At 68.6% G+C, this 17567-nt stretch carries 17 protein-coding genes and 1 pseudogene; 6 read left to right on the top strand and 12 right to left on the bottom strand.

Annotated elements, in window-relative coordinates; all coding sequences use genetic code 11:
• Positions 1-12 precede the first annotated feature (12 nt).
• From BKA14_RS13420 to BKA14_RS13410, 3 genes are all read left to right on the top strand, one after another.
• Positions 13-336, top strand: a complete 324-nt coding sequence (locus tag BKA14_RS13420) for a hypothetical protein (RefSeq protein WP_184951257.1) — start codon at positions 13-15, stop codon at positions 334-336.
• Positions 311-829 (top strand): O-acetyl-ADP-ribose deacetylase, encoded by a 519-nt coding sequence (locus BKA14_RS13415; protein WP_184951256.1) that lies wholly within the window; start codon positions 311-313, stop codon positions 827-829. Before BKA14_RS13420 ends, BKA14_RS13415 begins: the two co-directional genes overlap by 26 nt.
• 68 nt (positions 830-897) lie before the next feature.
• Positions 898-1395 carry a GNAT family N-acetyltransferase gene (locus BKA14_RS13410; RefSeq protein ID WP_203722613.1) on the top strand — a complete coding sequence of 166 codons (498 nt, stop codon included), beginning with the start codon at positions 898-900 and terminating at the stop codon, positions 1393-1395.
• Positions 1396-1456: 61 nt separating this feature from the next.
• On the opposite strand, the gene BKA14_RS13405 is transcribed toward BKA14_RS13410, so the two are convergent.
• The 3 genes from BKA14_RS13405 to BKA14_RS13395 are packed head-to-tail and all read right to left on the bottom strand — an operon-like array spanning position 1457 to position 5592.
• The gene (locus BKA14_RS13405; RefSeq protein ID WP_184951255.1) at positions 1457-3082 is read right to left on the bottom strand and encodes a DUF2334 domain-containing protein; all 1626 of its coding nucleotides are present in this window, start codon (positions 3080-3082) and stop codon (positions 1457-1459) included.
• The gene (gene wecB / locus BKA14_RS13400; protein ID WP_184951254.1) at positions 3082-4242 is read right to left on the bottom strand and encodes a non-hydrolyzing UDP-N-acetylglucosamine 2-epimerase; all 1161 of its coding nucleotides are present in this window, start codon (positions 4240-4242) and stop codon (positions 3082-3084) included. The genes BKA14_RS13405 and wecB overlap by 1 nt, the downstream gene beginning before the upstream one ends.
• Before the next feature lie 15 nt (positions 4243-4257).
• Positions 4258-5592: a glycosyltransferase family 2 protein gene (locus BKA14_RS13395; protein WP_184951253.1), complete on the bottom strand. Its 1335-nt coding sequence runs from the start codon at positions 5590-5592 to the stop codon at positions 4258-4260.
• 319 nt (positions 5593-5911) lie between these two features.
• Here BKA14_RS13395 and BKA14_RS13390 point away from each other — a divergent pair, with 319 nt between their 5' ends.
• Entirely contained in the window at positions 5912-6616 is a 705-nt protein-coding gene (locus BKA14_RS13390; protein ID WP_184951252.1) for a hypothetical protein, read from the top strand.
• A gap of 157 nt (positions 6617-6773) precedes the next feature.
• On the opposite strand, the gene BKA14_RS13385 is transcribed toward BKA14_RS13390, so the two are convergent.
• From BKA14_RS13385 to BKA14_RS45545, 6 genes and pseudogenes are all read right to left on the bottom strand, one after another.
• Positions 6774-7601 carry an NmrA family NAD(P)-binding protein gene (locus BKA14_RS13385; protein WP_184951251.1) on the bottom strand — a complete coding sequence of 276 codons (828 nt, stop codon included), beginning with the start codon at positions 7599-7601 and terminating at the stop codon, positions 6774-6776.
• An 87-nt stretch (positions 7602-7688) separates the two neighbouring features.
• Complete coding sequence (locus BKA14_RS13380) at positions 7689-8162, bottom strand: hypothetical protein (protein ID WP_184951250.1); 474 nt, start codon at positions 8160-8162, stop codon at positions 7689-7691.
• Between the two features lie 602 nt (positions 8163-8764).
• Positions 8765-8974: pseudogene (locus BKA14_RS45705) on the bottom strand (transposase); the annotation flags it as partial.
• 15 nt (positions 8975-8989) lie between these two features.
• A complete protein-coding gene (locus BKA14_RS45700; RefSeq protein ID WP_221477748.1) occupies positions 8990-9328 on the bottom strand; it encodes a transposase in 339 nt (112 codons plus the stop codon).
• A gap of 78 nt (positions 9329-9406) precedes the next feature.
• Entirely contained in the window at positions 9407-9532 is a 126-nt protein-coding gene (locus BKA14_RS43865; protein WP_260416507.1) for a hypothetical protein, read from the bottom strand.
• A gap of 98 nt (positions 9533-9630) precedes the next feature.
• A complete protein-coding gene (locus tag BKA14_RS45545; RefSeq protein ID WP_369076726.1) occupies positions 9631-10149 on the bottom strand; it encodes an SUKH-4 family immunity protein in 519 nt (172 codons plus the stop codon).
• A 1744-nt stretch (positions 10150-11893) separates the two neighbouring features.
• On the opposite strand from BKA14_RS45545, the gene BKA14_RS13360 reads away from it, so the two are divergent.
• Positions 11894-12718 (top strand): AraC family transcriptional regulator, encoded by an 825-nt coding sequence (locus BKA14_RS13360; RefSeq protein ID WP_184951248.1) that lies wholly within the window; start codon positions 11894-11896, stop codon positions 12716-12718.
• A gap of 473 nt (positions 12719-13191) precedes the next feature.
• Complete coding sequence (locus BKA14_RS13355) at positions 13192-13536, top strand: hypothetical protein (protein WP_184951247.1); 345 nt, start codon at positions 13192-13194, stop codon at positions 13534-13536.
• A gap of 144 nt (positions 13537-13680) precedes the next feature.
• Here BKA14_RS13355 and BKA14_RS13350 read toward each other — a convergent pair whose 3' ends face one another.
• Genes BKA14_RS13350 through BKA14_RS13340 form a run of 3 tightly spaced genes read right to left on the bottom strand, consistent with a single transcriptional unit; the run spans position 13681 to position 17567 of the window.
• Positions 13681-15669, bottom strand: a complete 1989-nt coding sequence (locus BKA14_RS13350; protein WP_184951246.1) for a hypothetical protein — start codon at positions 15667-15669, stop codon at positions 13681-13683.
• On the bottom strand, positions 15596-16735 hold the full coding sequence (locus tag BKA14_RS13345) for a glycoside hydrolase family 130 protein (protein WP_203722628.1): 1140 nt from the start codon (positions 16733-16735) through the stop codon (positions 15596-15598). Before BKA14_RS13345 ends, BKA14_RS13350 begins: the two co-directional genes overlap by 74 nt.
• 1 nt (position 16736) lies before the next feature.
• The gene (locus tag BKA14_RS13340) at positions 16737-17567 is read right to left on the bottom strand and encodes a carbohydrate ABC transporter permease (RefSeq protein WP_203722630.1); all 831 of its coding nucleotides are present in this window, start codon (positions 17565-17567) and stop codon (positions 16737-16739) included.

Here is a 17567-nt window from a genome sequence, read left to right as displayed (position 1 = left end):
TAGAGTGCGCCGATGACGGTCATCCGCACGCGGTGGAAACTCGTGTCACACGGTGCCATCGTGCTGGTGGTGACCGTTGTCTACATCGTGCTGTGGTTCGTCTATGTGCAAGGGTCGGCCGACCCGCTCTCCGGGCTCGGCCTGATCCCGGCGTTCGTGCCGCTGGCCGTGCTGGGCCTGCCGTGGTCACTGCTGCTGTTCCTGGGTAACGGCGGGGGTGACCTGGTCGCGCATGTGCTGATCGCCGGACCGGCCTGGGTCAACCTGGGGATCCACGCTTATCTGGTCCGGCCCGCGAAAGGGGAGAGCAATGCGCATCGAGCTGGTCACCGGTGACATCACGGCCGAGCGCGTCGACGTGATCGTCAACGCCGCGAACTCCTCCCTGCTCGGCGGGGGCGGCGTGGACGGGGCGATCCACCGCAAGGGCGGGCCGGCCATCCTTCAGGAGTGCCGGGCGTTGCGGGCCGGGCACTACGGCCGGGGCCTCGCGGTGGGGCAGGCGGTGCCGACGACGGCCGGGCGGCTGCCGGCGACCTGGGTCGTGCACACCGTGGGGCCGGTGTTCAGCGCGGAGGAGGACCGTTCGCCGCTACTGCGCGCCTGTTACACGAACTCACTCGCGGTCGCGGCCGGGCTGGGGGCTCGTACGGTGGCCTTTCCGCTCATCTCGTCGGGCGTCTACCGGTGGCCCAAGGACGACGCCGTCACCCAGGCCCTGGCGGGCCTGCGCGCCGAACCGACCACCGTGGAGTCGGTCCGGCTGGTGCTCTTCGACGAGCCCACTCGTCTGGCCGCGGAGCGCGTCCTGCGGACGGCGGGCCGGTGACGGACGCTTCCCCGAGGCGGGCTCCGCCAGGGCGGTGACCACAGCCGATCTCCCGTAGTGTCCGGTCGGTGAGGGAAACCGTTTCGTACCTGGAGATGACGGATCGCCAGCAGCTCGTCGCGGCCGAACCGGTGCCCGGGCTGACGCTGGACCGGCTGCGGCGCGACTCCTCACTGGTGGTGGAGCTGCAGGTCAGGATCGGCGCGCCGTTCGGCTGGAAGTGTGCGACCCGCACCGAGCAGGAGTGGGACGCCTGGCAGGCCGAGCATCCGGACCGGATGTTCTGGCTGCTGGCGTTCGACGGCGAACCGGCCGGGCTGGCCGCCTACGATCTGCACCCCGGGCCGGTGACCGAGATCGAGACGTTCGGACTGGTGCCCGAGTTCACCGGTCGCCGGCTGGGCGGGTTCGCGCTGACGCTCACGGTGCGGCAGGCCTGGGAGCTCGCTCCGGGCGTACGGCGGATCTGGCTGCACACGTCGTCGGTCGACCATCCCAACGCGCTGCCCAACTACCACCGCCGCGGTTTCCGCACCTTCAGGACCGTCGAGGGTGAGCGCGACTGACGGCGGACACAGCAAAGCCGCCCGTACGGCAGGCACGGGCGGCGTTCGCTGCGGAAGCTGACTACTTGCCGGCGATCATCGAGGTGGCGGTGACGAACGTGTAGCCCTGCGCCTTGACCCCGGTGACGACCTGCTTGAGGTAGTCGGTGCCCAGGTACGGGTGGTAGAAGAAGCTGGCCACGCCGTCGCGGACCACCAGGTTGCGCCGGGCCGAGGCGATCAGGTCGCTGGGCAGCCGGGCCGGGTGGTTGTTGAACGAGTCGGGCTCGATGTTGCCGATGTTCTCGGGCACGACGACCGAGCCGTAGACGTCGCGCACCGCGTACGGGAAGAACTGTCCGAACTGGCGCTTGTAGTCGGGCTTGGCCCCGGTGAGGACGCCCGGGAAGTACAGGCCCCGGTCGTAGCGCTTTCCGAAGAGCGTGTTGACGGCCTGGTAGTCGACGGCGCTGCCGGCGTAGTGCGGTAACTCGAAGATGCTGGGGGTGCCCAGGCCGGCCGCGGTGAAGATCAGACCGGCGGCGACCATGCGGCTGGTGGCCCACGCGGCCGAGTCACCGGGGACGGGGCCGTCGTAGATGACGCTGTCGTTCTCGTCGACGTGCGCGGCGTAGAACTCGAAGTCGTTCGCGCTGACCCCGTCGTACGGGTTGGCCAGGTTGCCGTACTGGTGGGTGTAGCCGTGCATCAGCAGCGTGCCGCCCTTGCTCTGCATGTACTTGAGCGCGGACACCACCTTGGGCTTGCTCAGCAGCGTGTAGTCCTGGGCCTTGCCGCCGTTGTTGACGCCCTTGGGGTCGCGGTAGCGGGTGTAGACGGCCACCGTGAACGGCACCTTCTCGGCGGACAGGTAGTCGGCGACGGCCCTGAGCTCGTCGGGGTCGGAGTCGGGGCCGACGTCCTCGATACGGACCAGGCCGCGGTGCTGCTCCTTGACGTCCGCGCCGAGCGAGTCGAACAGCAGGTCGGCGAACGCGAGGTACCGGTCGTCGTGGGTCACGTACGCGAAGGGGATCTCGGCGACGTACGTGAAATTGCCCGACGTGATGGCCCACGGGAAGGTCGACCCGTCCGGGCGTACGGCGGAAGCAAGGGTTTTGACCTTGGTGGCGTCGGTGATGGACAGGTTCATGATGCCGGACTTGTTCCGGGTGTCACGGGTCAGCTTCTGCGACTTGTAGGTCACCTCGGCGACGTCCGCGTAGTCGAAACCGCCGCTGGTGAACCCGTGCCCGGCGGCGAACGCGGGGTTCGCGGTGAGCTGCCAGATGTTGTCGTAGAGCCAGGTCACCGGCTTGGTCGTGGCGGCCACGTCGGCCAGGAAGGCGTCCGGGACCGGCTCGTCGTAGGTGGAGCCGACGTAGACGACAGCGGTGTAGGCGTTGAGGTCGCCGGCCTTGTAGGAACCGACGGGGGCGGCCGTCCACGAGCCGAAGTGCGAGCTGAGGTTGGCGGTCTGGGTCGCGTAGACCTCACCCATCCAGCCGTAGTCGCCCGTGGTGTCGTACAGGACCAGGGTCTTGGCACTGCCCCCGCCGGGCGCGGCCTTGCCCGACTTCGCGGCGGGCAGCGCGGTGACGACGGCGGCCGGGGTGACGGCAGCCTCGGCGGTCATCGCGTTGAGGGCGAAAGCGCCCAGCATGACACCGGCGACACCGGCCGAGAGCAGGGTCTTGGGGAAACGCATCAGCGGGACACTCCGATCATCTCAACGGGGGAGCTGGTGAGGCCGAGCAGGCCGGCGGTGGCCTGCGCCGTGCGGTGGGCGGCCAGGCCGTCCCCGTACGGGTTGGCGCCGGCGGTCATCGCGTCGCGGCGCGAAGGGTCGTCGAGCAGGGCGGACGCCTCGGCGACGATGAGGGCGGGGTCGGACCCGACGAGCTTGGCGCAGCCCGCGTTGATCGACTCGACGCGCTCGGTGACGTCGCGCAGCACGAGGGCGGGCACCTTGAAGGAGGGCGCCTCCTCCTGGATGCCACCCGAGTCGGTGAGCACCAGGTACGCCTCGGACAGCAGGCGGGACAGGTCGGGGTAGGCCACGGGGTCGGTGACGGTGACCCGTTCGAGCCCGGCCAGACCCGCCTCGACCTGCGCCCGTACGGCGGGATTGGGGTGGCTGGGCAGGATGACGTCGATGTCGGGGTACTTCGCGACCAGCTCGCGGACGGCGCCCAGGATGCGGTCGAGCGGCTCACCCCACGACTCGCGGCGGTGCGCGGTGACCAGCACGAGCCGGTTGGTGCTGCTCATGCGGGCGGCGGCCACGGCCTGGTTCTCGTACGGCAGCCGGCGTCCGGCCACGGCGAGCGTCGCGTCGACCACCGTGTTGCCGGTGACGAACACGTCCTCACCGGACACGTTCTCGTCGAGCAGGTTCATCGCCGCGAGCGGGGTCGGTGCCAGGTGCAGGGACGCGATCTGAGCGACCAGCTTGCGGTTGGCCTCCTCGGGGAACGGCGAGTCCAGATCGCCCGAGCGAAGACCCGCTTCCAGGTGTACGACGGGGATCCGGCGCCAGAAAGCGGCGAGCGCGCCGGCCAGGCTCGTCGTGGTGTCGCCCTGCACGATGACGGCGGCCGGGGTGCGGACCTCCCACAGCGCGTCCAGCCGGCGGACCATCTCGGTGAACAGCTCGGCCTGGCTGCCGGTGACCCGCTCGACGGTAAGCGTGACGTCGGCGGTGAGGTCGAACGCGGCCAGCGCCTGCGTGACCATCGCCGGGTGCTGACCGCTGGCCAGCAGCACCGGCTCGACCAGGCCCTGCTCGCGCATGGCGATCGCGACGGGGGCGAGCTTGACGGCCTCGGGGCGGGTGCCGCCGATGAGGTGGACTTCGGGGAGCGTCATGGGGGGTCCTTCGGTTCAGGCAGCGAGAGCGAGAGCGGGGGTGGGGATTTCTTCCTCGGCCAGGCGTTCGGTCTTGGCCCAGGCCTGGCGGCCGGTGGCCTGGCGGGCGATGGCGCGGTAGGTGGCGACCAGGCCCAGGAGCAGGAACGCGGGGTAGGCGAGGGCGGCCACGAGCAGACGCGGGAGGGTCTCGTCGCGGAGCCGGAAGCGGTGCAGCAGAGCCCAGACGAAACCGGGGAACCAGGTGACGATCAGCCAGACGGCCGCGCTCTGACCCAGTACGAGCCACGATCCGATCAGCGAGAGCGGGTGGCCGACGGCCAGGGCGACCGAGCCGGCCGCGACCGTGCCGGCCAGCGCGACCGTGACCAGGGCGTTGGCCCACGGCGAGAGCAGGTAGTGCAGCACCTCGGCCAGCGAGGTCCAGCCGATCCGCTTCGAGGTGACCAGCTGCCGCAGGTAGCGGGCGCACTGCAGGTTGCCCTGGGCCCAGCGGGTGCGCTGGCGGGTGAGCCGGCGGACGTCGACCACGGCCTGCTGGGTGACGGCGGCCCGTGAGGTGTAGCGGATGCCGACGCCGGACAGGTGCATGCGCAGTCCCAGCTCGAGGTCCTCGACCAGGCAGGCCGACCAGGGCGCGTCGCCCAGGGCCAGCAGCGCCGACAGCCGGGTGAACTGGCCGTTGCCACCGAGACCGACGGTGTCGAGCATGTCGCGCAGGCTCTGGCAGGCGTTGACGATCGAACCGAACTCCAGGTCCTGCACGGCGCCGAGCAGCTTGTTGCGGTTGCGGATGCGCACCTGCACCTGGACGGCCCCGATCGCGGTGTCGCGCAGCATGCGGGAGACCTCGAGCAGGATGTTGCGGCTGCCCTGACCGTCGCCGTCGATGATGCCCAGGACGACCTTGTCGGGGCTGACGCCGGCCAGCGCGGTCTGCTCGGCGATGTAGCGGTACGCGGCGTTGAGGGCCTCGCCCTTGCCCTTGCGGGCGTTGGGCAGGTCGCGGCGCATGACGTGCAGGCGGGGGTGGTCGATGGCGGCCAGCACCTCGGGGGTGCGGTCGTCCGAGCCGTCGTCGACGACCAGGACCCGGGCCAGCGTGTGGCCCGGCCCGCTGAGGCCCAGCGCGGCCTTGACCGTGTTGCCGACGACGACCTCTTCGTTCAGCGCCGGCACGATGATCCAGAAGTGCTCGGGGGTGCCGTCGCCGTGCTGCAGCGACCTGGCCACGAGATCCTGCCGGCGCGAGGCCACGTAGCGCACGCCGATGGTCACCAGCGCCACGGTGGAGATCGGCCAGGACAACATGATCGCGTAGCCGGCGACGAGGATCAGCCACCCGCTCATTGCCCACCTCCATACTGTCTGTGATGTCGACCGGCGCGACCTAGGCCGCGTTTCGGGCACATCAGGACAATATGAAGTTACGGAGCGTGAAACAAGGGTGCTGACCGGACCGCCGTGGCATTTCGGCCAAAGGGAGGAACTCAGACATCTCAGGCGAACGCGTCCGGGTCGAAACCGGGCATATCTTGTATTTCGTGCGGACCTTCCGGTGGCCGTCGGCTCGGCGCCCAATCTCACGCTTCGTGTTGTTCACGTACGCGGGACGCATCGGCCGGAGCGGCAGCGCAAGGTCACACCGTGTAGTGATAGCGTCGCCCCGGTGTCTTACCAGCTGTACGCCGCCGTCGGCCCGTACGACCTGCTGCGCGAGATCGCGGGTGCCCCGGTCGCCCCGCTCCGGCACCGCATGGGCCTCGTTCCCCTGCGGCCGGGCCACGAGCCCGAGCTGAAGAACTGGTCGCGGACCGCGGCGATCGGCGAGGTGGAGGCCGACTTCTTCGGCGGCGACGGATACCAGACCGCATCCTTGTGGCGCGCCGGGCAGCGGGTCTGGGGGCCGTCGCACACCGAGGAGTTCCCCACCGCCCGGCGGCCCGACTGGCCGATCAACGCCGTGCTGGCCCGCCTCGGTGTCGTTCCCGAGCCGCGTAACGCCCGGCCCGAGCACCACGACCTGTTCCATGAGGTCGGGCTCGGCGCCGAACGCGACCACGAGGGGTGGGACCGGCGCGCCGCCGAGGCGCAGACCTACCGCACGTACGACGAGTGGCACGCGGACCAGCAGAAGGAACGAGAGGCCGCAGCACGCAGGGCGGCCGACATGCGGCTGGCCCGCATCGAGGCGCCCCTCGACGGCGCCGAAGTGATGCGGGTTCTCGAGATCCCCGCCGGGCCGCAGGTCGGAGCGGCGATCCACTTCCTCCGGAGCCTCGTCGCCGAGCGGGGCGAGCTTTCCCGTACGGACGCGGAGGCCGCCCTGCAAGCCTGGAATTCTCAGGCCCGCACGCGGTTCCCCAGCCGATGAGGCTAGTTCTCTGCTCTCATCAAAGGCCAGCCCCAGCGTCCCGCCCGCGGGCTGCCCGTTCCGCTCGGCGCAAGGTCAGTTTCAGGCTCCGGTGTGGGCGGCGCTTTCCGCTCGGCGCGCGCTCGGTTTCAGGCTGCGGTTTTCGCTCAGCACAGAATCAGCCCCAAGCTCCCGCGCGAGCGGCCCTTTCCGCATACGTGGTAAAGGGTGTGCCCTCGCGGCCGAGGAGGGTGCGAACGTCGTCGGTGGGCTGGGCGGAATGGCCGGCGCGCATGGCCGCGAAGAGGGCGTCGAGCGCATCGATGACCTCGGGCGGGTAGCCGGTGGTGGCCAGTTCGGCGCGGTAGGCCTCCGGGGTCAGCTCGACGTAGCTGATCGGGCGCCCGGCCGCACGCGCGATGATCTCGGTGGCCTCGGCGAAAGTGAGCGTTTGCGGGCCGGAGAGCTCGTACTGGCGGCCGCCGTGGCCGGCCTCGGTCAGCACCAGGGCGGCCACATCGGCGATGTCGTCGGCGTCGATGAACGGCTCGGGGACGTCACCCGCGGGCAGGGCGAGCCGTCCCGCGGCCAGCGGCGGCTGCCACAGGTCCTCGTCGAAGTTCTGATTGAAGTTGTTCGCGCGCAAGACCGTCCAGTCGGCGCCGGAGTCGCGCACCAAACGCTCAGCCGTCGCCATTCCCGCGAAGTCGCCGTCCACCGCGTCCAGCCCGCGACCGGAAAGCTGCACGATGTGGCGCACACTCTTGCTCGCCAGCGACAGAAACTCGGGCAGCGGACCCGGATCGTCGGGTGCGACCAGGTAGACCGCCCCGGCTCCCTGAACGGCCGCGGGCCAGGTCGCCGGCTTGGTCCAATCGAACGTGACCTCACCCGAGCGGCTCGCCGCCCGTACCGTGGCGCCTTTCGCCCGTAGCCGGGGGACCAGCCGTCGCCCGGTCTTGCCGGTCGCGCCCAGAACCAGGATGTCGTTCACACGAGTCGTCATGCCTCCGAGTCAACCGGCGACGCACCCGAACAGACATGGGTGAGCGTCCGCAACGCATGTCCGTTCGACCCAGCGCCCTAGGTCTCGTCAAGAGTTGTAGGAGTGAGGTCCGCCGAGAGGGTCGCTGAGGTATTCGGATTGAATCTCGCCTGTCAGTAAGCCGGCCATTGCGGTGCAGAATCCGGTCCGGTACCGCTCCCAGAACGGTCCCCGCTCTTTGAACACCACCGGCCAGACCTCAGGCGCCGCGCCAGGCTGGACGTGCCAGAAGAGGAAGTCCCCGTTCCCGGTGTGTCCCCACGAGATCAGGTCGTCGCCGGGTTCGAACCAGGCGGGGACGTCTTCCCTACCTGGTGCCCAGCGCGAAGCGTCACCGAGTTGCCAGTCCCCTACGTAGCCTTCGGGTCCTGCGAAGTCCAGCCGAACGCATTCGTGAGCATAGGTGTTGTGTCGTATCAGCTCCGCCCAGTCTTCGGCGGCGCCGGGAGCGCACACGGAGATGTGGTCGTCGACCATGCCGGCACCGTATGTATTGATGAAGGCTTTGTAGTCGCTGTCCAATCCGGTTCAACTTTGGGGATAACTGCCGATAGACCTAGTATCCGAGCAAGCCCTCGGGCCGCCTGCTCCGGCCGCAGCGGCCGCTCGGCGGCTTGGCCGGCGTCATCGATCAGGCGCTCGCCGGAGACGATATCGTCCGGCCTGAGCTGGTCACCGCCGGAGCCATTGACGACGACGTACGACTCGGTGAGTTCGAGCACGACCAGGTCCACGTCTCGCTCGTTCCGGCCGTCATCACGGCAGGCACGGTCGAAGCGGTCACCCGGGCGTGCCCAATGCGCTGGGTGACATCCCGGCTCACCCTCCAGCCGCCATCCGTCCGGAACCGTCTGAACCGACTCGATGAAGAAGCTGAGACGCTCATTACGCACAGTCTGATCATGCATGCTCGGTACGGCATCGGTCACCAGACCCGACCGCCTCGTGTTCAGACATCGCTCATCAGATCCGGATGCTCTTGTCGGCACCGGGCTACCGGCCTCGTGCACCTGATCGCGCCGGCGGGTGTTTCACCCGCAACCGCCCGTCGGCACCTCGGCACGGTGCTGACATGGAGCCCAGCCACGAGGGTGCGCATTGTCGGCGGCAGATCCGGATGTTTCTCAATTAGCGCCCAACCGGCGGAAACAGCGCCAGGATTGACGGAGCGAAAGTTCGGGCAGCAGTTCCCGGGCCGCGTCGCGGTCGGTGACGTCTGCCGCGGTCACTTTCACCGTCATGAGCAGGCCCTTGGCGTCTACGATCAGGTGCCACTTGCGGCCGCTGATCAGCTTCGCGCCGTCGAATCCGCGCGTTTCCCGGCTGACCGTCTCCGCGACCTTGACGCTCTACGAGTCGATGATTGCGGTGACCGGGCGGGCGCAGCGGCCGGCGTCGACGCGGATCTGACGGCGCAGTTGGTCGCGGACGTACTCGAGCACGCCGTTCTTGGCCCAGCGGGCGAAGAACCCGTAGACGGTCCTCCAGGGCGGGAAGTCCGACGACAGGGCTCGCCATTTGCAGCCGTTGTCGACGACGTAGCGGATCGCGTCCACGATCTCCCGGCGCGGGTGCGCTTCGGGATGGCCCCCGGTCGGAGTGGTGGAAGCCGGGGCCGGCAGCGGTGGGGCGAGGATCTCCCACTCGGTGTCGGTGGTGTCCGACGGGTAGCGGCGCCGCCGAAGCAGGGCCGTGATCGTGGCGTTTACTCGTCACGAGCCAGCAGCGTGAGGGCGTCTTGACGCCACGAGCCGGCCAAGCATCAGCTACGCCCACTCGCCGTCGGGGTGGTCCTGGGTGTGCGGGATGATCACGTTGTCCAGCAGCAGGGCGATGCGGGTGATCTCGTCACGCACGAGGCTGCGGTCATAGGTGACCAGTTCCTCGCCCATGGTCGTGGTAATGCGCTGCGCACGAGCAGGACCAGGGCGGACTTGACCCCAGTGAGCTGTCCCAGCACGAGCTGCGCCCACTCGTCGATGGCGCGGAGCTACCCCCACAGCCTCGTGAACCGCTGGCGCCAAAAGCTTGAATCATCGCTCATCGCGGTCAGGTCATGGTTCTTGAGGCGATTCACCACACGCTCGTATCGCCGCATCATTACCTCTTCGGGCAGCTGGCTGTATCTCGACGAAGCAGCCCCCTGCTTGTGCAGGAAATAGACGAAATAACGCAACGAAGTATTTACTGTCAGAACTTCACCGTCGCCGGCCCTCGGCGGCCCATAAAGCACCTCGCCGGCCCCTTCCTTAATGGCGAAGTAACTACACTCCGAGCAGTCGTCAGAATGCTGGTGGCCCTCTTCGACTTCCTCACGACCAAGAACGTACCCGTAACTCAGAACCGGAACTTCACCGCCTTGCGGCGAAGGCACAAACCTGGTGTCGAGACGCGGAAGGCCAACCTCAGCGAGGGTTTTTATAGCCTCGGACGGTACGTGCCAATTTACAAATGAGCAAGTCACACGACCTGCACCTGCCCACGACTCCAATGCGGCATGACTTACCATCGGACCGCTTAAGCGGGTACCCCCGTTCACCACAGCGTGTTCCACGAGACTCCTGACCTCACAAAGCTCGACACCCGCGCCCGGATCGCTTTCTGCGCAGCACGTTCTGTGGCGTTATCGTACACCTGGAAGCTCCGCGACACCTTGAAGCTCTTTCCTGACAGGAAGTCATCAGACCCACGATGACTTCGTTCAGTGAACATTTCAACGATTTCGTCGCCGTACTTCCGATACGCGAGTCGCTCGGCGCGCCCTGCAAGGGCCCCAGTACCGGAGCTGACGAAAGTCCTAATGGTTAAGCCCATAGGGACACCCCCCCGGCGAACACGCACGCCGGCCTACGCGCAGACGCCGATGGCACAACTACAGACTTTCCGTGACGCGACCCGACACACGCGAGCAAACCCCCACCTCGAGCTACGAGCGCTCCTTATCCGCGGCATGATAGTTAATCGAACCAGGAAAAGACTTCGCTGATGCGATTACGCCGTTGCGGGGGCCCTCGTCCAATTTTTGGCTACGGCCAGGGCGTGAGCAGCGTCAGTCTTCCCGCGCACACCGTCGATTGTTGGGTAAGTTCGGCCCTCACAGAACGCTATCCGTATTCACGAATATGGGCCCCCACCCAAAGGGGCGCAGATAACTGGGATATGGCTTTCGACGCTGGCCCCGGCAAGGTTTTCATCATAGAGAATAAGGCCACCTGTCCAGACCCTAAGAGTCCAACAGACCATGCTTGCTGGATTGACGCAGATCAGCTGAATAGGTATTTGACGACCTACCCCCGTCCCAGTATTTTATGTCATTCCCAATCCGCCGTGGGCAGCAGATTCATCGACCGCAACGTTGTTTCCTGCTAGCCCGATCCCCGCGGCGGCCGCCTGCCGTTCGGCAACATGTGGGTGCCCGTTTGGACATGATCCCTTTCCGGAGTGGGCGTGGGTCATCGAAGCTAGGAACCTTGCCAACCATCTCAAGGTCGGGAAGCCGCGACCGCGCGGAAGAACCGGTCCAGAAATGAAGAGGTGGCTCGAGTATGTGGCGCCCCCGGATCTCAGCGCCCTGACGAAGGTGAATTCTCTGGCAATGTTCATTACGGGTTTGGATGAGTGCACCCACGGTGGGCCCCGTCACGAAAATTCGGCCGAAGCACGATTGTCATGGAAGCTGGATTCACCGGCGCCCGTTCAAGATTCAGACTCTTTGCCGGGCGCCTCCTCCCAGCACAGCAAGAGAGGACGATCCGGAGCGTTGGCCGTCTACCTTCCGATTCCGGGTCCCGAGCTCTGATAGCAAACCTGCCCAGTCAACCGCAGCAATGGTGAAAGCGAGTGCACTGACATCGACAAATGCAGGCACGCTTGCAGCGACGCCGTAATCGATTGCGCGCAGCGTGGGAGGGCTCCGGGGCGGACCGTCGGCGTCTCCGGGGTTATTCAGGTCCGGGTGTTGTGCCGTGCCGGCCAGGTGGCGCTGACAGTCGCGACCATCTGGTGCTCGAACTCGTGAGCGAAGCCAGGGCCGGGTGCGCGAGTGCGCGTCGGTGGATGTGCGTTGAGCCGTAGCAGGTGCGCGGGTCGTGAGCATCTGGTGCGTGGATCTGTTCGGCCGACGGGTTCGGTGCGGGAGATGCGCGGTGAATGGCGGTGGACGTGTGCGGAGGGTACGTCTGCTCGGCCGGTGAACATCTGTGAATGGCGATCGGTGCGCGTTTGTGGTGGGTGGCCATGCGTATGTTTGGGTGATGGAGCCGCTGGACGAGCTGTTGCGCGGGGTGCGGGCCGACGGGGCGATCTTCGACCGGGCTTGGTTGCCGGCGCCGTGGGAAGTACGGCTGGGTGGTGAGTTGTCGTTGACCCTGTGCGCGCTGCTGCAGGGTGAGGGGCAGGTCGTTCGGGAGGACGGCGAACCGCAGCCGATTCGGTTCGGTGAGGCGGTCGTGTTGCAGGGGCCCGAGAAGTTCGTCGTCTCGGGGGCCGAGGATGCGCGGGTGCTCGCCGTCACGTATCGGATCAGCGGTCACGTACCCCGGCGGTTGCTGCACATTTTGCCGCCCGTCCTGGTGCTTCCGTACGACACCGAATGCTCGAAGACGTACGACTATCTGCAATCGCTCACCTTGGGCCGGCAGGTCGTGCTCGATCGGCTCGTCGACTGGCTGCTCGTGTGCACGTTGAGCGACTGGTTCGATCGCCCCGAGGCGGAGTCGCCCGCCTGGTTCCGCGCGATGAACGACGACGTCGTCGGCGCGGCCCTGCGGGCGATGCACGCCGACCCGGCCGGGCCGTGGACGCTGGCCCGCCTGGCCCAGCACACCGGCGCCTCCCGCACTAGGCTGGCCAAACGCTTCGCCGACCTGGTCGGGGAGTCGCCGATGGCTTACCTGACCGACTGGCGCATGGCCCTGGCCGCCGACCTGCTCACCGACGACAGCGGCACCACAGTCGCCGCCGTGGCGCGTCAGGTGGGATATGCCGATGCGTTCGGTTTCAGCGCCGCCTTCAAACGCGTCCGCGGCGTGAGCCCCACCGAACACCGCAGTGACCCGCTCGTCACCGGCCGGGCGTGAGGCGGGCCCGACCAAGAGAGCCGGGCGACGGTTGGCTGGGTGTGAGGCGGGCCTGGAGGCGGCCGGTTCGAGGCGCGCTGGTTGAGGAGTGCCGGGTGCGGGCCGGCTGGGTGTGGGCGGGTCGGGAGGTGGCCGGGTTGAGGAGTGCCGGGTGCGGGCCGGCTGGGTGTGGGCGGGTCGGGAGGTGGCCGGGTTGAGGAGTGCCGGGTGCGGGCCGGCTGGGTGTGGGCGGGTCGGGAGGTGGCCGGGTTGAGGAGTGCCGGGCGCGGGCCGGCTGGGTGTGGGCGGGTCGGGAGGTGGCCGGGTTGAGGAGTGCCGGGCGCGGGCCGGCTGGGTGTGAGCGGACCGAGAGGTGGCCGGGTTGAGGCGGGCGGTGCGAGGGCCAGCCGGGTGTGAGGCGGGCCGGAAATTGGCCGGTTGAGGCGGACCGGGCGGGGGTGGCCGGGTTCGGGTAGGCAGTGCAGTATGTCGATGTGGAGGATGCCGTCGCAGGTAGGGAGCTGGCGCTTCGGGGTGTCGTCGGCGTTCTGGTGGCGGTGGTCTGTGCCGCGTTGCTTGTTCAGAATCTGTATTTGTTGCTCTGGTGGTCGTCCGTTCTGACCGGTCCTGACGGGCCGTGCGACTTCGCTCCTGCTGCCTGCTGGCAACCGCACCAGCCGGTCTGGTGGGGCGTTACGGCGGCGTTGACGGTCGTGGGCGCGGTCTCCGGAGCGATGGCCGTCCGCGGATTCCGGCGGGCCGGGCTGTGGTGGCCTTGGCTTTTCGGCGCGATGGGCCCGCTCGTGGCCGGCGCGTTCGCGGCTGGACAGATTTCGTAGGCTGCCGCCGAGTGGCCGCAGCCAAGTGATCACAGCCGGGCAGCGATAGCTGGGTGACCGCGGTTGGGCGGCCATCGCTGGGTGGGCGCGGCTGGGCAGTTGCAGGCGGGTGGCCGTCGCTCGGAAGTGACGGCCACCCGGGGACTACCGGCGGACGATGGAAAAACCGCCGGGCAGGACCAGCGCCCGTACGGCCGAACCGGATGCGGTGGAACGGGAACGTTGGACGCCGCCGGCGTCGTACGTCTCGATCGTGGCTGGACCCGAACCGGCGACTGTCACGTTCACGGTTTGCGGGGTTTGGGCGGCGCTGCGCAGCAGAGCCGTCGCCCGGCCGGAACTGCCGATCACGTAGCGCGAGATCAGCGGCTCCAGCAGCACGGCGTCCACGACGGCGGGGCCGCCGGTCGATGTGGCGACCAGGTCGGTGCGGCCGGTCGGTAGTTCGGCGTTCAGGGTGATGGGGAGCAGGGCGCCGGGGGCGGGGGATTTGCCCTGCGCGCCGCCGCGGTGCTTGATGGTGCCCAGTTCGCGGCCGCCCGACGTCCATCGGGTGGTGGCGTTGCTGCCGGGTTGCCGGTCGACGATCGGCATGACCAGCTGGGGCTGCGACGATGCGGGCAGGGTGAAGCGAGCGGTGGAACCCGCCGGGAGCTGCGCGTATTTGCCCTCGCTGTACTGGGATTCGCCGGTCCAGGCCGATGGTGGGGTGACCACTGTGGCCCCGCCGGTCAGCGCCGCTGACTCGGCCTCGACCGTGGTGGAGCCGACGCGTTCAATGATCGCGGTGCCTTGGCGGGCCTGGGCGGCGACGTCGGGGTGGGCGTCCAGGGCCAGCATGCTGAGCAGCCCGTGGATGGTGGATTCGGCGCCGGCGTTGCGGTTGATCGTGCCGTCGGCGGCGATGCCGTCCACCGTCCGGCCGGTGGCGGGGTCGTAGGCGGGCGCCCCCGCGGCGTTGGCGCCGAAATACCAGGACGCGACGATGCCGGCCAGTCGCCGGAAGCCCGCGCGGCCGGTGGTGGCGGCCACGGCGAGCAGCGACTGCAGGCGTGAGTCGACCCCGTACGCGATCTGGTTGCGGTCGATGCGCGCGGGCAGCCGGCCGTTGTCGGGGCCGCCCGAGGTGAGCAGCCACGGCGTGAAGACGGCGGCGTCGGTGACCGCGGGGTGCACCAAACGAGCGTCGTCGAGCACTGTGCCCGCGCGGGCCAGCGCGGCCGGCATCTGCGAGGCCCACGCGTGCCAGTCCGAGAGCGACAACGCCCACGGCAGCACGGCGCCGAACGGCCACGTGCGCGGACCGCCACCGGCCAGGGCCGCGATGCCCTCGGAGAACTGCCGAAGCGCGCGACGAGCCGCGGCCGAGGCCCCGCCCGCGGACACGTACGCGGAAAGCCCGAGCACGGCCTCGGCGGTCGCGTCGGCTCCGTCCACGATCAGCCACGCGGGCAACCGCTGTCCGTCGATGACCTGGTATGTCCGGTAACGAGCGAGCACGGGTTCGAGCGCCCCGAGCGCCAGTTCGAGCCGTTGCCGCAGGAAAGCCGCGAACCCGGGATCGGAGGACCGGAAAGCGGCGTACCCCTCACCCAGCGCCCAGACCGCCCGAGCCAGCCAGTACGACGGCCCGCTGTCGGAGGGGTCCGGCAACTCCACCGGCTCCGGGCTCGGGTTGAACGTCCCGTCCGGCTGCATCCACAGGATGAAGTTGCCCGCATGCGGCCCGGTCAACGTCTGGAAGTACGCAAGACCGCGCAACAACGCATGAGCAGCCGCGCGACTGGACGCCGACCCTGTCTGCTTGAAGTGCCGCACATAGACGACCGCCGCCCGCGCGATGTCGTCCGAATTGAACGCGCCCTGCCCGTACGTGTCCGTGGTCGCGTCATAGGGCCCGCCCCCGATCCGCCGGAACGTGCCGTCCGGGTCGGGTTCGGCGTAGGTCCACAACACGCCGACCGGCCCGGCCGCAGTCGAATGCCCCGCCTGCGCCGGCGGAGTGACGGTGTCGCGCAGGAAGTCGAGGTGAGCGGTATTGGTCAGGGGAGCCGCAGCGCTAGACGGCGTGGACGTCAGAAGTGGCGCCGTCAGGGCTAATCCGCTGCCCAACAGTACGGACCTGCGTTTCATCACGCGCTCCTTCAGGGACTCGATCGAGGCGGGCAACGCCGATCTTGCTGTCGGCCATGCCGTAGAAGACGTAGTGGACGCCGTCGATCTCCTCGATGGCGGTGGGGAAGACGACCTTGGGCACCACGCCCGACAACTCGTCCTCGGTCTCGGGGATGAAGATCGGTTCCGGAGTACGGTCGATGACGCGTCCGGGGTCGGACGGGTCGAGCAGCATCGCCCCGGCCGCGTACGTGACGTCCTGCCCGGTCGGGTCCCAGCCCGACGGCACGTAGCCGGTGACGCCGTGGTGGATCAGCAGCCAGCCCTCGGGCACCCGCAGCGGGGGAGGCCCGCCGCCGATCTTGAGTTCCTCGTACGCGTACCGCGACATGGCCACGCAGCGGTGGTGACGCGGCCGGGTCAGCGCCCGGATGTCGGCGAGCACCTCGTCCACCGGCACGTACGAGATCCAGATGCCCGCCCGCTCGTCGGTGATGCCCGCCGGCAGGTGCACACCCTCGCCCGGCCGCAGCCAGCCCAGGTCCCACATCGGACGGTGCAGCATCGCGAACGACGGACGGCCGTCGGGCCCGGGCACCGGTGCGGGAAAGAACACCGCGTCCTTGTTGGGGAACAGGTTCAGGTCGGTGTCGAGGTCGGCCTGGTACTGGAACTGCACCGGCCCGAGCCGTTCCCACGAGTGCAGGTCGGCCGAGACGGCCAGCGCCAGCTTGGGCCCGAGCGGACCGAAGGCGACGTACGTCATGAGGTGCAGCCCGAGGTCGGGCACCCACGTCGTACGGGGATCCTCGACGCCGGAATTGGACAGCCCGCGCTCCCAGCCCATGTCGGGGGCGAGGACCACGCCGCGGCGTTCCACGGCCACGGGGACGCCGTCGCGCAGGACGACCTCGGCCAGGCCGACTCGCGAGACGTTGCCCTCGGCGACGAGCCGGGGCAGCAGGAACAACCGTCCGTCGGGGGTGCGCCCGCTCGCCGGGTTGAGGACGCCTTCCGCCTCGAGGGGGTTGCCGGGCTCGGGCGCCATGACGACGCCGAGCCGGGTCAGGGTGTACGGAACCATGTCAGCCTTTCACGCCGGAACCGATGTCGGTGGAGGTGAACTGCCTCTGGAAGGCGATGAACAGCGCCACCGCGGGGGCGGCCAGCACGCACGCGCCGGCCAGGATCGCGCCGAACGGGTTGGCCGCCCGGGACGAGACGTTGCTGATGTAGTTGGCCAGGGAGACCGCGAGCGGCTGCATGTCGGCCTGCTTGGTGATCAGGAACGGCCACAGGAACTCGTTCCACGGGCCGATGAAGGTGAGCAGCACCGCGGTCAGCAGCGCCGGCCGCACCAGCGGGAGCGCGACCGAGCGCAGGATCCGCAGTTCGCCCGCGCCGTCGAGCCGGGCCGCGGCGAACAGGTCGTCCGGCAGCTGCAGGAAGAACTGCCGGAAGACGAACACGGCGGTCGTGTTGATGGCGAAGGGCAAAATCATTCCCAGGTACGAGTCGGCCAGCCCGTACCCGCGGACGATGAGCACGTAGAGCGGCACCAGCAGCAGCTGGAACGGGATCACCTGGACCAGCAGGACCAGGGCGAACAGCGTGCCCCGGCCCCGGAACTGCAGCCGCGCCAGCGCGTATCCGGCCAGCACCCCGAACACAACGGTGCACAGCAGCACGCCACCGGTGAACACCCCGGAGTTGATCAGCGAGCCGACCAGGTCGACGCGCGAGTTGATGTCGGCGTAGTTGCCGAACGTCAGCCCCGAGGTGGGGAAGGCGCCGCCGATCGAGGTGTCCGGTTCGGACTGCAGCGAGCCGATCAGCATGTAGTAGAAGGGGAACAGGAAGATCAGCGCGCCCAGGAAGAGGACGACGTAACGCACAGCGGCAGGCCGGCGGGCCAT

The organism is Paractinoplanes abujensis, from assembly GCF_014204895.1.
Taxonomy (GTDB): domain Bacteria; phylum Actinomycetota; class Actinomycetes; order Mycobacteriales; family Micromonosporaceae; genus Actinoplanes; species Actinoplanes abujensis.
The sequence above is the reverse complement of the archived record's forward strand: the minus strand, read 5'-3'. Positions and strand labels throughout refer to the sequence as shown.

Bases quoted from the DNA above. Each gene is read 5' to 3' on its own strand.
- BKA14_RS43865 (WP_260416507.1), bottom strand. From the start codon at position 9,532: ATGGGCGAGGAACTGGTCACCTATGACCGCAGCCTCGTGCGTGACGAG.
- BKA14_RS13345 (WP_203722628.1), bottom strand. From the start codon at position 16,735: ATGGTTCCGTACACCCTGACCCGGCTCGGCGTCGTCATGGCGCCCGAG.
- BKA14_RS45545 (WP_369076726.1), bottom strand. From the start codon at position 10,149: ATGGTAAGTCATGCCGCATTGGAGTCGTGGGCAGGTGCAGGTCGTGTG.
- BKA14_RS13360 (WP_184951248.1), top strand. From the start codon at position 11,894: ATGGAGCCGCTGGACGAGCTGTTGCGCGGGGTGCGGGCCGACGGGGCG.
- BKA14_RS13340 (WP_203722630.1), bottom strand. From the start codon at position 17,567: ATGGCCCGCCGGCCTGCCGCTGTGCGTTACGTCGTCCTCTTCCTGGGC.
- BKA14_RS13415 (WP_184951256.1), top strand. From the start codon at position 311: ATGCGCATCGAGCTGGTCACCGGTGACATCACGGCCGAGCGCGTCGAC.
- BKA14_RS13405 (WP_184951255.1), bottom strand. From the start codon at position 3,082: ATGCGTTTCCCCAAGACCCTGCTCTCGGCCGGTGTCGCCGGTGTCATG.
- BKA14_RS13350 (WP_184951246.1), bottom strand. From the start codon at position 15,669: ATGAAACGCAGGTCCGTACTGTTGGGCAGCGGATTAGCCCTGACGGCG.
- wecB (WP_184951254.1), bottom strand. From the start codon at position 4,242: ATGACGCTCCCCGAAGTCCACCTCATCGGCGGCACCCGCCCCGAGGCC.
- BKA14_RS13395 (WP_184951253.1), bottom strand. From the start codon at position 5,592: ATGAGCGGGTGGCTGATCCTCGTCGCCGGCTACGCGATCATGTTGTCC.
- BKA14_RS13420 (WP_184951257.1), top strand. From the start codon at position 13: ATGACGGTCATCCGCACGCGGTGGAAACTCGTGTCACACGGTGCCATC.
- BKA14_RS13385 (WP_184951251.1), bottom strand. From the start codon at position 7,601: ATGACGACTCGTGTGAACGACATCCTGGTTCTGGGCGCGACCGGCAAG.